At 34.8% G+C, this 12,093-nt stretch carries 12 protein-coding genes; all 12 read left to right on the forward strand.

Annotated features, from left to right (window positions below):
• Window positions 1–114 precede the first annotated feature (114 nt).
• The 12 genes from RMO83_RS00005 (at window position 115) to RMO83_RS00060 (ending at window position 11,721) form a co-directional block, all read left to right on the forward strand.
• Window positions 115–1,164 (forward strand): 2Fe-2S iron-sulfur cluster-binding protein, encoded by a 1,050-nt coding sequence (locus RMO83_RS00005; RefSeq protein WP_310557614.1) that lies wholly within the window; start codon window positions 115–117, stop codon window positions 1,162–1,164.
• Window positions 1,157–2,212: an NADH-quinone oxidoreductase subunit NuoH gene (gene nuoH / locus RMO83_RS00010; RefSeq protein WP_310557615.1), complete on the forward strand. Its 1,056-nt coding sequence runs from the start codon at window positions 1,157–1,159 to the stop codon at window positions 2,210–2,212. The genes RMO83_RS00005 and nuoH overlap by 8 nt, the downstream gene beginning before the upstream one ends.
• Window positions 2,213–2,367: 155 nt before the next feature.
• On the forward strand, window positions 2,368–2,913 hold the full coding sequence (locus RMO83_RS00015; protein WP_310557616.1) for an NADH-quinone oxidoreductase subunit I: 546 nt from the start codon (window positions 2,368–2,370) through the stop codon (window positions 2,911–2,913).
• Window positions 2,913–3,455: an NADH-quinone oxidoreductase subunit J gene (locus tag RMO83_RS00020; RefSeq protein ID WP_310557617.1), complete on the forward strand. Its 543-nt coding sequence runs from the start codon at window positions 2,913–2,915 to the stop codon at window positions 3,453–3,455. The genes RMO83_RS00015 and RMO83_RS00020 overlap by 1 nt, the downstream gene beginning before the upstream one ends.
• A 1-nt stretch (window position 3,456) precedes the next feature.
• The gene (gene nuoK / locus RMO83_RS00025) at window positions 3,457–3,777 is read left to right on the forward strand and encodes an NADH-quinone oxidoreductase subunit NuoK (protein WP_310557618.1); all 321 of its coding nucleotides are present in this window, start codon (window positions 3,457–3,459) and stop codon (window positions 3,775–3,777) included.
• A 5-nt stretch (window positions 3,778–3,782) separates the two neighbouring features.
• Window positions 3,783–5,654, forward strand: coding sequence for an NADH-quinone oxidoreductase subunit L (nuoL, locus tag RMO83_RS00030; protein ID WP_310557619.1), 1,872 nt, complete (start codon window positions 3,783–3,785; stop codon window positions 5,652–5,654).
• A 13-nt stretch (window positions 5,655–5,667) separates the two neighbouring features.
• On the forward strand, window positions 5,668–7,110 hold the full coding sequence (locus RMO83_RS00035) for an NADH-quinone oxidoreductase subunit M (protein ID WP_310557620.1): 1,443 nt from the start codon (window positions 5,668–5,670) through the stop codon (window positions 7,108–7,110).
• Between the two features lie 77 nt (window positions 7,111–7,187).
• Entirely contained in the window at window positions 7,188–7,556 is a 369-nt protein-coding gene (locus RMO83_RS00040) for a four helix bundle protein (protein WP_310557621.1), read from the forward strand.
• Between the two features lie 92 nt (window positions 7,557–7,648).
• Window positions 7,649–9,019 (forward strand): NADH-quinone oxidoreductase subunit N, encoded by a 1,371-nt coding sequence (locus tag RMO83_RS00045; protein WP_310557622.1) that lies wholly within the window; start codon window positions 7,649–7,651, stop codon window positions 9,017–9,019.
• 78 nt (window positions 9,020–9,097) lie between these two features.
• Window positions 9,098–10,531: an MBOAT family O-acyltransferase gene (locus tag RMO83_RS00050; RefSeq protein ID WP_310557623.1), complete on the forward strand. Its 1,434-nt coding sequence runs from the start codon at window positions 9,098–9,100 to the stop codon at window positions 10,529–10,531.
• Entirely contained in the window at window positions 10,531–11,412 is an 882-nt protein-coding gene (locus RMO83_RS00055; protein WP_310557624.1) for a hypothetical protein, read from the forward strand. The genes RMO83_RS00050 and RMO83_RS00055 overlap by 1 nt, the downstream gene beginning before the upstream one ends.
• 84 nt (window positions 11,413–11,496) lie before the next feature.
• The gene (locus tag RMO83_RS00060) at window positions 11,497–11,721 is read left to right on the forward strand and encodes a hypothetical protein (RefSeq protein WP_310557625.1); all 225 of its coding nucleotides are present in this window, start codon (window positions 11,497–11,499) and stop codon (window positions 11,719–11,721) included.
• The last annotated feature ends 372 nt before the right edge of the window (window positions 11,722–12,093 follow it).

The raw sequence follows: 12,093 nt of genomic DNA on the forward strand, positions 1-12,093 counted from the left end.
AAGCATTTAGTTTCTAAAGTAACAGTATAATTTAAAAGTCAGAAGTAGGAAGTTAGAAGTTAGAAGTGAAATCACTTACACTTTTAAACTTTTAAACTTTTAAACAAATAGAAGATGAAAGTAACCATAGACGGTCATGAGATTGAGGTAGAGCCAGGAACAACCATCCTGCAAGCAGCCAGAATGATTGGTGGAGAAGTAGTTCCGCCAGCGATGTGCTACCATTCTAAACTAAAAGGAAGCGGTGGAAAATGCCGTTGTTGTTTGTCGGAAGTTTCCAAAGGAAGTGAAGCCGACCCAAGACCAATGCCAAAATTAATGGCTTCCTGCGTAACAGGTTGTATGGACGGAATGGAAGTAAAAACCAAATCGTCTCCAAGAGTTCAAGAGGCTCAAAAAGCCGTGACAGAATTTTTGTTAATCAACCACCCATTGGATTGTCCAGTTTGTGACCAAGCGGGTGAATGTGATTTGCAGAATTTAAGTTTCGAACACGGAAAATCAGAAAGTCGTTTTATAGAAGAAAAAAGAACTTTTGAACCAGAAGATATTGGTCCGAATATTCAATTGCATATGAATCGTTGCATTCTTTGCTACCGCTGCGTGATGGTTGCCGACCAAATCACGGACGACCGAGTTCACGGAGTGATGGACAGAGGTGATCATTCAAACATTTCGACTTGTATTTCGCACGCCATCGACAATGAGTTTTCAGGAAATATGATTGATGTGTGTCCGGTTGGTGCTTTGACCGATAAGACCTTTAGATTCAAATCGAGAGTTTGGTTCAACAAACCTTACGACGCGCACAGAGATTGCCCTACTTGTTCAGGAAAAACTACAGTTTGGATGTTTGGTGATGAGATTCAAAGAGTCACAGGCAGAAAAGATGAGTTCCACGAAATTGATGAATTCATTTGCAACAGTTGTCGGTTTGACCATAAAGATGTAAACGATTGGATCATTGAAGGCCCAAGAGCATTTGAAAAAGATTCAGTTATCAATCAGAATAACTACACTAAAAAATTAGAAAAAGTGGTTATTAATACCGAAGAAACTATTCTTTTAGGAAGAGAACAAGACCGAAAAAAATTAAGTATGGCCGAAATTGATTACAACGAAAAAATAGACGGTAACCCATTAAATTCTAACAAAAATGGATAGTACATTTATTATAGAAAAAAGCGTTGTGATTTTTGTAGTATTTGCAATAACAATGCTTATGGCGATGTACTCCACTTGGGCCGAACGAAAAGTAGCAGCCTTTCTTCAAGACAGAGTTGGACCCAATCGTGCCGGTTGGGGCGGATTATTTCAGCCGATGGCCGATGGATTGAAACTGTTTGCTAAAGAAGAATTTTCACCAAACACACCTAATCAATTTCTATTTACAGTTGGTCCAGGAATCGCAATGGCGACAGCATTGATGACCAGCGCAGTTATCCCTTGGGGAGACCGTTTTCATCTTTTTGGAAGAGATATTTTGTTACAAGCCACCGACATTAACGTTGGTATTTTATATATTATTGGTATTGTATCGATTGGTGTTTACGGAATTATGATTGGAGGTTGGGCTTCTAACAATAAATTTTCATTGATTGGAGCGGTTCGAGCTTCGTCTCAAATGGTTTCTTATGAAGTGGCAATGGGATTGTCTATTGTGGCTTTATTAATGATGACTGGAACATTGAGTTTGAAAGAAATTACAGAACAACAATCAGGAATGAGTTGGAACGTTTTTTACCAACCTATTTCTTTTTTGATATTTCTAATTTGCGCTTTTGCTGAAACCAATAGAACACCTTTCGATTTAGCGGAATGTGAAACCGAACTAATTGGTGGGTATCATACGGAATATTCATCTATGAGAATGGGTTTCTATTTATTTGCTGAATATGCCAATATGTTTGTGTCTTCAACGATTTTGGCGGTATTATTTTTCGGAGGATACAATTATCCAGGAATGAGTTGGGTTGTTGAAAACTGGGGCGTAAATTTTGCCAATGTATTAGGAATTGGAGCTTTATTTGTAAAATTATGCGGGTTCATCTTCTTTTTTATGTGGGTTCGTTGGACCATTCCAAGATTTAGATACGATCAATTGATGCATTTGGGTTGGAGAATTTTGATTCCACTATCGATTATCAATATTATGATCACTGGAATTGTGCTTTTGCGAGGAGAAATCTTTGCTTATTTGGGTTTTAATTAGAAAAAAAATGCCCTAGCCCTGATCGAAACGGCATCCTTTTGTGCTGGGGTTCAGCACAAAAGATATAGTAAAGAGCAGGATTAAGCTTCAAGAAAAGAAAATATAAGAAAATCAAATTTTAATCCCGAAGTTCGGAATCTAAAATCTATAATTAAATGTCAATACAAGAAATATCACTTTCAGGAAGAAAAAAAGTAGTCTCTAACAAGGAGATGACATTTGCAGAGCGAATGTATCTTATAACCATCTTCAAAGGTTTGGCGATTACGATTAAGCACTTTTTTAGAAAAAAAGCGACCATTCAATATCCAGAACAAGTACGTGAATTTAGCCCAGTTTATCGAGGTCAACATATGTTGAAACGCGACGAGCAAGGTCGCGAAAACTGTACCGCTTGTGGGTTGTGCGCTTTGTCTTGCCCTGCTGAGGCTATTACAATGGTAGCATCTGAACGCAAAGCCGACGAAAAACATTTGTATCGAGAAGAGAAATATGCTTCGATTTATGAAATTAATATGTTGCGTTGCATTTTTTGTGGTTTATGCGAAGAAGCTTGCCCGAAAGACGCCATTTATTTGACGATTTCGAAAGAATTAGTTCCTGCCAATTACACTAGGGAAGATTTTATTTTTGGAAAGGATAAATTGGTAATGCCCTTAGAAATGGCTGTTAAAAATACGCAACTTAAAAACGTTAACTAATGATACACATTCCAGATATAGCGAATGCAACCCCAATACAAATTTTATTTTCTGTATTGTCTATTGTTACTTTGGCAACGGCATTTTTAGCAATTTACAGCAAAAAACCAATGCATAATGCTATTTATTTAGTAATTTGTTTTTCCTCAATTTCAGGGCACTATCTATTATTAAATGCTCAGTTTTTGGCATTCGTAAACTTGATTGTATATGTAGGAGCCATTATGATTTTGATGCTGTTTACCATAATGTTGATGAATTTGAATAATGAAGATGAAGTACATAAACCTCGAGTTACCAGACTTGGAGCAATTGTGTTGTTCTGTTTAATGTGTGTCGTTTTGATTGCTATTTTTATGAATTCAAAACCTATTGCAGATGGAAGCTATGATGTAACAGGCGAGGATTATCAATCTATCAATATACTTGGCAAGGTATTACTTAACGAATATATGGTGCCTTTTGAATTTGCATCGGTATTGCTTTTAGTAGCGATGATTGGTGCGGTTTTATTGTCTAAAAAAGAAAAATTAGAGAAATAGTATGGATAATATTTTAAACCAAATCGGCATTGAAAACTACATTTTCCTTTCGGTTATACTTTTTTGTATTGGCGTTTTTGGAGTTTTATACAGACGAAATGCCATTGTTGTATTTATGTCGATTGAAATTATGTTGAATGCAATCAACCTTTTGTTTGCCGCTTTTTCAACCTATCATCAAGATGCACAAGGTCAAATTTTTGTGTTTTTCTCTATGGCTGTTGCTGCTGCCGAAGTGGCGGTTGGATTGGCAATTTTAGTTTCGATCTTTAGAAATTTGCACAGCATTGATGTTAGTAATTTGAAAAATTTAAAAGGATAATATCCATGGATACAAATTTAGTTTTAGTCTTACTATTAGCTCCTTTTTTAGGATTTTTATTTAATGCTTTTCTGGGTAAAAAAGCTGGGAAAAGCATCGTGGGAATTGTGGGAACACTTTCGGTTGCGGTTTCTTTTGCAGTAACTTTATATTTATTTGCTAATGCAGGCCAAGAGCCAGTTGTTATCAACTTGTTCAATTGGATTTCGGTTCAAAGATTCGATATTAGTTTTGGTTTTTTATTAGACCAATTGTCCATTCTTTGGCTTTTGTTTGTAACAGGAATTGGATCTCTGATTCATTTATATTCCATCAGTTATATGCACGATGATGAGAAAATGCACTCGTTTTTCGCATACTTAAACCTGTTCATTTTCTTTATGATTACTTTGGTGATCGGAAGCAACTTGCTGATTATGTTCATTGGTTGGGAAGGTGTTGGACTTTGCTCCTACTTGCTAATCGGATTTTGGTATAAAAACCAAGACTTTAATGATGCCGCCAAAAAAGCGTTCATTATGAACCGTATTGGTGATTTAGGATTCTTAATCGGGATTTTTATTGTTGGTTCATTATTCAATACTTTAGATTTTACCACTTTAAAAACGGCAATAACATCAGCAACGGATATTAATGATTTTTGGATTGCTGCTGCTGCCCTAGCTTTATTCATTGGAGCTTGCGGAAAATCGGCACAAATTCCGCTGTACACTTGGTTGCCTGATGCGATGGCTGGACCAACACCCGTTTCGGCATTGATTCACGCTGCGACTATGGTTACCGCAGGAATTTTTATGCTTACTAGGTTGAACTTCCTGTTTGATATGGCGCCAAACATTCAAAACATTATTGCGATTGTTGGAGCTTGCACTGCTTTGGTTGCTGCAACGATTGCTTTGGTTCAGAACGATATCAAGAAAGTTTTAGCTTATTCAACTGTTTCTCAATTGGGATTAATGTTCTTAGCATTAGGACTGGGAGCTTACGAAGTGGCCGTTTTTCACGTAATCACTCACGCTTTCTTCAAAGCTTGTTTGTTCTTGGGTTCAGGTTCCGTAATTCACGGTTTGCACGGCGAACAAGATATGCGCAAAATGGGTGGTTTGGAAAAAGCAATGCCCATCACTTTTTGGACAATGCTTATCGCCTCATTGGCTATTTCTGGAATATTTCCGTTGGCAGGATTTTGGTCGAAAGACGAAATTTTAATGACTGCTTTTCACGGAAATCCAAGTTTGTGGGTTATTGGTTCTATTGCTTCAATAATGACAGCTTTCTATATGTTTAGATTGATTTATCTAACATTCTTCAACGCGTTCAGAGGAACTGAAGAACAAAAACACCATTTACACGAAAGTCCAAGTTTGATTACTGTGCCATTAGTTATTTTGGCCTTTTTATCTTTCTTTGGTGGAATTATTAGTTTGCCAGGTCACAGTTGGTTGAACGAATATTTGTCTCCAATATTTTCTAAAGTAACTCACGAAGAACACTCTTTAGGAAGTACAGAGTATATGCTGATGGCAATTGCAACAATTGGAGCCCTAATCGGAATTGGAATTGCCTATAAAAAATACTTGAAAGACAATACGATTCCAAGTGAGGATTCCGAAATCACCGGTTTTTCGAAAGTCTTATACAACAAATATTATGTTGACGGAATCTATGATGCTATTTTTGTAAAACCAATAAATGTGTTATCCAGTTTCTTTAGAGATTCTGTTGAAACCACATTATCAGCATTGGTTTTCGGATTGGGTAAAGTAACCAATAGTATAGCAATAGAAGGAAAAAAAGCACATAACGGAAGTGTCGGTTTCTACCTTTTTGCTTTTGTCATAGGCGTTATTACCATACTAACTTATTTATTTTTATAATACTTTTTACATAATGGATGTAACTACACTATTAATTATTCTTTTGGTTGGCGCATTTGCAACTTATTTTTCGGGTGATAAATGGGCTTCAAAAGTGGCTTTGCTTGTTAGCTTAACCGCTTTTGCTAGCGCAATTTGTCTACTTAGCCAATACAATCTAGGAACCGAGATAAGTTATTCTCAACTTTGGATATCCAAACCAAAAATTTATATAGCTCTTCAAGCTGATGGTCTTGCTTTAGCGATGCTTTTGTTGACAACTGCTTTGACACCAATCATCATTTTTTCCTCTTTTGGAAATACATATAAAAACTCAAAAGCTTTCTATGCCTTACTATTATTTATGTCCTTTGCAATGTCAGGAACTTTCCTGGCTTCTGACGGGCTTATATATTATGTTTTCTGGGAATTATCTTTGATTCCTATTTATTTTATTGCCTTAATGTGGGGTAATGGTGATGCCGAAGAACGAAAAAAAGCAGTAGTGAAATTCTTTATTTACACGCTTGCAGGTTCGTTGTTCATGTTAGTAGCTTTTGTTTATTTGTACACTAAAGCAGGAAGCTTTTTGCTCAGCGACCTAACGCAACTTAAATTATCATCAACTGAGCAATTCTGGATATTCTTAGCTTTCTTCTTGGCTTATGCTATCAAAATTCCATTGATTCCATTTCATACTTGGCAAGCAGAAGTATATCAAAAAGCACCAACTGTTGGAACTATGCTTTTATCGGGAATTATGCTAAAAATGGGTTTGTATAGTGTAATTCGTTGGCAGTTGCCAATTGCGCCATTGGCAGCAAAAGAATATATGTATGTGTTCATTGGTCTTGGAATTGCAGGTGTAATCTATGGTTCTATCGTGGCTTTACGCCAAAAAGATTTGAAAAAATTATTGGCATATTCTTCCCTAGCACACGTTGGATTAATTGCAGCAGGAGCTTATACATTAACACTTGACGGATTGCGTGGTGCAGTTTTACAAATGATAGCACACGGATTTGTTGTGGTGGGATTGTTTTTTGTAGCTGAAATTATTTATAGAAGATATGAAACAAGAAAGATTTCAGAAATGGGCGGAATTCGTGCACAATCGCCAAAATTCACCTCTCTGTTTATGATTTTGGTTTTAGCATCGGTTGCTTTGCCATCAACATTTAACTTTGTTGGAGAATTTACTGTTTTATATAGCCTTTCTCAAGTGAATCTTTGGTTTGCTATTTTAGGTGGAACCACCATCATTTTGGGAGCTTATTATATGTTGAAAATGTTCCAACATGTGATGTTGGGCGAAACCAACGCCAAATTATTTGCTGATGTAACTTTTAATGAAGGTCTAACTTTAGTAATTATTGTTGCCGTTTTATTCTTCTTTGGTTTGTATCCAAAACCAATTATGGATTTGATTACGCCAAGTTTGGAAAATATTTTAACTCAAATAAATAGATTTAATTAAGAATTAGGATTGAGGATTTGAGAATTAGGATTTTTGTTGGATGAGTAAAGTAGAATTTTGAAACAAATATTTTAATTATGACTAAAGAAGAACTTAAAAATCGCACAAAACACTTTGCATTGAATGTTTTTAAATTTTTAATGTCATTAGATAATTGCAAAGCAGTTGACGTAGTTTCTTTTCAACTTTTTAAATCTTCCTCATCAGTTGCTGCAAATTATAGAGCAGTATGTAGAGGTAAATCAAATGCTGATTTTTTGAATAAGTTAAAAATTGTTGATGAAGAAGCCGATGAAAGTTTGTTTTGGTTAGAGTTTATAAAAGGATTAGAAATAAAATGTGATAATGTAGAGCTTGAAAAATTAATTAAAGAAGCGGATGAATTGGTTTCCATTTTTTCAGCTGGAATAAAAACAATAAAAGAAAAAAACAATATAAAAAATTAGGGTTTGGGAAATTTAAGAATTAGGATTTTTGTAAATTATAATCCAATTTCACAAAATCCCAAATCGTAAATCCTAAATCAAAAAATAAATAAATGAATACATTAATAGCTATATCAGGATTAGGTGTTTTATGCCTTTTATTTGAAATTTTAAATTTCAGAAAAGCCATTGTTCCTTTAACAATACTTGGTTTATTTGCCGTTCTTGGATTAACTTATGCAGAATTTAATGCGCCAGCAAGCTACTACAATAATATGATTGTTGTTACTAAATTTTCGGCTGTTTTTTCGGCTTTGTTCATTATACTAACTATATTTTTGATTGCCTTGGCTCACGATTTCTACGAAGATCACCAAACCAAAATTTCCGATTTCATTGCCATAAAAATATTTATGTTAGCAGGAGCAGTTGCTATGGTTTCTTTCGGAAACTTAGCTATGTTTTTTCTTGGAATCGAAGTTTTGTCGATATCCTTATACATTTTGGCAGCAAGCAACCGAATGAATTTAAAAAGTAATGAAGCTGGAATGAAGTATTTCTTAATGGGATCTTTTGCCTCTGGAATACTATTGTTTGGAATTTGCTTTATTTACGGCGCAATGGGTTCTTTTGATGTTGCCGAAATCACAGAATGGTCTCGTTCTGCTGAATTGCCTATTTGGTTTCCAATAGGAATTTCTTTGGTTACAATTGGAATGCTTTTTAAAATTGCAGCTGTTCCTTTTCATTTTTGGGCTCCAGATGTTTACGAAGGTTCGCCTACATTGACAACTACTACAATGAGTACTTTGGTCAAAGTTGTAGCTATGGCGACTCTATACAAATTACTAACTGCTATGAATGCTGACCTTTCAGCCGCTTCTTTTAACATCATTATCGTAATTTCAATTGCATCTATGACTGTTGGAAATATTATGGCGTTGAAACAGAACAATGTGAAACGTATGCTAGCATTCTCCGGAATTTCTCATGCTGGTTTTATGTTGATGACTCTATTAAATATTAGCAACTCAGCGGGTAATTTATTGTATTATACTTCGGCTTACTCCTTATCGGGAATTGCGGCCTTTGCGGTGATTTTATATGTTTGTAAAAATAAAGACAATGAAGATATTGCAAACTTCAACGGATTGGGGAAAAACAATCCTTTGATGGCAGCAGTGTTAACAGCTTCTTTACTTTCGATGGCGGGAATTCCAATCTTTGCTGGGTTTTTTGCCAAAATGTTTTTGTTTACTCAAACTATTCAAGCAGGATATTTAGTAGTAGTGATTGCAGCGGTAATCAACTCCATCATCAGTGTGGGTTATTATTTTAAATTGATATTGGCGATGTACAATAAAGAACCGAATGAAGAAGCCACAAAAACTCCTTTTGTGTTTTATGCAGTGGCTGTTGTTTCCATTCTTTTGAATATTGTTTTGGGTCTTTTCCCTTCTGCAGTACTAGATTTATTGGGTTAATCTTAAATTGAAAAATAAATTATAAAAAACCATCAAGAGCAATTTTGATGGTTTTTGTCTTCATTATAGAAATTAAATATGTTTTTTAACTCGCTAACGTTTGCTGTTTTTCTACCAATAGTTTTTCTATTATATTGGTTTGTTTTTAGTAAAACCAAAAGCACGCAAAACGTATTCCTCGTTCTAGTGAGTTATTATTTTTATTCTTGTTGGGATTGGCGTTTCCTCTTTTTATTGCTGTTCTCGACCCTTTTGTGTTATTTCACGGGAATCAAAATAGAGAAAAGTATAAAAGAACGAGAACGTAAACTTTGGTTTTGGTTGAGCATCGTTTTCAATTTGGGATTCTTGGGAATCTTCAAATACTACAACTTTTTTGCTTTTTCTTTTTCGGAAGCGTTAAACAATATTGGCATACAATCTAGTCCATTTTTGTTGGACGTAATTCTCCCTGTTGGAATTTCTTTCTATACTTTTCACGGCTTGTCGTATGTAATTGACATTTATTACAAAAGAATTAACTCCGAAAAAAACGTCATTGATTATGCCTTATTTGTGAGTTATTTTCCACTTTTGGTAGCTGGACCCATCGAAAGAGCCACTCATTTATTGCCACAAGTAAAACTAAAAAGAAACTTCCATTTCGAAAAAGCCAAAGAAGGCGTGTACCAAATTATTTGGGGACTGGTCAAAAAAGTGGTTATCGCCGATACTTGTGCCACTTATGCTAACGCCATTTTTGACAATTACACTTCTATGAACTCCTTGTCGTTGATTTTGGGTGCGGTCTATTTTGCATTCCAAATTTATGGCGACTTTTCTGGATATTCGGATATGGCTTTGGGAATGTCCAAATTGTTTGGATTGGACTTGCTTCGAAACTTCAATTACCCATATTTCTCCAGAGATATTGCCGAGTTTTGGCGTCGTTGGCACATTTCGTTGTCCTCTTGGTTTCGGGATTATTTGTACATTCCTCTTGGCGGAAGCCGTGGAAGCAAGCTGAAACAAGTGCGCAATGTATTCATCATATTTGTGGTGAGCGGTTTTTGGCACGGTGCGAATTGGACTTTTTTGGCTTGGGGATTCATTAATGCAATGTATTTTCTACCTTCATTGCTATTAGGAACCAACAGAAATAATATGGAAACTGCAGAATTGCATTGGGATTTTAATTCTATAAAAGTGTTTTTTAGTATTCTTGCGACATTTACCTTATCGTGCTTGGCTTGGATATTTTTCAGAGCAAAAACCATTCATATTGCATTTGCTTACATTGGCCAAATTTTTACGAATGGAACTTTCACCTCACAATTTCTGCAAAACCAACGGTACAGTTACGAATTGTTGCTGCTGGTTCTTGCTTTTGTACTGGTAGAATGGAACAGCCGCTACAAAATAGAACCAATTTCAGGAAAATACAGCGGACTTAAAATGGCTTTATGCCTCTTGGGTATCATTGCTTTGGGAACTTATGCCGATTATAAAGAATTCATCTATTTTCAATTCTAATGACCAAATTTTTAACATTAGTTGCTAAAATTCTACTCACTCTTCTAGTGCTTTTAATAGTATTGGATTGGAGTTATATAACCGTTTATTTGCAATCTTCCAAGCGTGGAAAAGTGGAAAAGGTTTTCAATTCCAAAGCCGGAAATTATGATGTGGTAATCTTGGGTTCTTCGAGAGCCAATAACCATTTTGTGCCCGAATTGTTTGAAAAGAAAGGACTAAAAACTTTCAATTACGGAATGAGTGGAGCGCATTTATTCGAAGCTTCATTGTTATTAAAATTAATGGCAGAACGCAACTATAAAATCAAAACCGTAATTCTGGAAGCCGATTTGGGTCTTTGCAACGAAAAACAATCTGATGCCATTGCTGCGAAATTCCTGCCTTACATCCATCATTCAAAAGTTATCGCAGCCCATTTTGCGAAAATGGAAAACTTTAATGAATTATATTATATTCCATTTTATCGTTTTGTAGATTTTGACGCATTGATTGGTTTCCGTGAAATGTACCAAACTGCTACGGGTAAACCCACGAATATTTTGGACAATTTGGGATATCATCCTTTGACGAGCAACAAACCCGGAAATATGAAGAATGATATCAGGGCTTTGAAACCCATTCGCAACAAATATTACGAGGAAATCAAGCAAATTTGCAAGCAAAATAATTACAATCTAATTACTTTAATGACGCCAATGTGCAGTAATGTGAAAGGATTAGATTATTTTGAAAAAGCAAATAAAATCTACCCCGAAATTCACAATCTAGAAAATGTAGTTGAAGGCGACCAATATTTTTCTTCTTGCGGACATATGAATGATGTTGGTGCTAGGGCTTTTACGGAGGTTGTGATCGAGAAGTTTTTTAGGGAGAAATAAAAATCAACAATTTATCCTATATTTATTACATAAAAAAATGTAGATAAACTGTAACTGATTTCGACTTTACAAAAAGATAAATTTATGGCTACAAATAAATTATTTATTCATTTCGGCTTATTTATAATGTTCATCAATACTCTCACAAAAGATGAGAGTCAGCAGACTAAAGAACAATATACTTTAATCTTAAAAGTATATTCAGAAAACGGAAAAAATTATGTAGATGCAGATTATGTCCAATATTATATTGGCGATAAAGCAATAGAAGAAGCAAAAAAAATGGGGATGCTGATGTTTTTATTGTGAATGGAAAGAAGATTTATGCTGTCCCAAATGATTATTATATTGTGAATAAAAATAAGACAATTAGAAAAATAGAATTGTCCGACAATCCTTTTTTTAATTTATTAATTAGCGATAATTTAAAAGGTTCAAATACATTCGAAAACTTTAAAAAAAATTATCACGATACACTTTATATTTTACGTTTAAAGAATAATAAAATAATAGAAGTTAAAGAAGTGTTTATTCCGTAACAAGTATTTTTTTTGGACACGCATAAAATAATTGAAATGTCAAACATAATCTAAAACACAAAACAATCAGTTATCGCAAATTTTGCGACAACTCAAAAAAAGAATTAGATTTGGGTTCAACTGTTGCAGAATTTGCAACAGT

The sequence above is a fragment of the Flavobacterium sp. genome, from assembly GCF_031423415.1.
In the GTDB taxonomy this organism is placed as follows: domain Bacteria; phylum Bacteroidota; class Bacteroidia; order Flavobacteriales; family Flavobacteriaceae; genus Flavobacterium.

What these genes read in the sequence shown, in the direction of transcription:
- RMO83_RS00005 (WP_310557614.1), top strand. Translation starts at nt 115, where the DNA reads ATGAAAGTAACCATAGACGGTCATGAGATTGAGGTAGAGCCAGGAACA.
- nuoH (WP_310557615.1), top strand. Translation starts at nt 1,157, where the DNA reads ATGGATAGTACATTTATTATAGAAAAAAGCGTTGTGATTTTTGTAGTA.
- RMO83_RS00015 (WP_310557616.1), top strand. Translation starts at nt 2,368, where the DNA reads ATGTCAATACAAGAAATATCACTTTCAGGAAGAAAAAAAGTAGTCTCT.
- RMO83_RS00020 (WP_310557617.1), top strand. Translation starts at nt 2,913, where the DNA reads ATGATACACATTCCAGATATAGCGAATGCAACCCCAATACAAATTTTA.
- nuoK (WP_310557618.1), top strand. Translation starts at nt 3,457, where the DNA reads ATGGATAATATTTTAAACCAAATCGGCATTGAAAACTACATTTTCCTT.
- nuoL (WP_310557619.1), top strand. Translation starts at nt 3,783, where the DNA reads ATGGATACAAATTTAGTTTTAGTCTTACTATTAGCTCCTTTTTTAGGA.
- RMO83_RS00035 (WP_310557620.1), top strand. Translation starts at nt 5,668, where the DNA reads ATGGATGTAACTACACTATTAATTATTCTTTTGGTTGGCGCATTTGCA.
- RMO83_RS00040 (WP_310557621.1), top strand. Translation starts at nt 7,188, where the DNA reads ATGACTAAAGAAGAACTTAAAAATCGCACAAAACACTTTGCATTGAAT.
- RMO83_RS00045 (WP_310557622.1), top strand. Translation starts at nt 7,649, where the DNA reads ATGAATACATTAATAGCTATATCAGGATTAGGTGTTTTATGCCTTTTA.
- RMO83_RS00050 (WP_310557623.1), top strand. Translation starts at nt 9,098, where the DNA reads ATGTTTTTTAACTCGCTAACGTTTGCTGTTTTTCTACCAATAGTTTTT.
- RMO83_RS00055 (WP_310557624.1), top strand. Translation starts at nt 10,531, where the DNA reads ATGACCAAATTTTTAACATTAGTTGCTAAAATTCTACTCACTCTTCTA.
- RMO83_RS00060 (WP_310557625.1), top strand. Translation starts at nt 11,497, where the DNA reads ATGGCTACAAATAAATTATTTATTCATTTCGGCTTATTTATAATGTTC.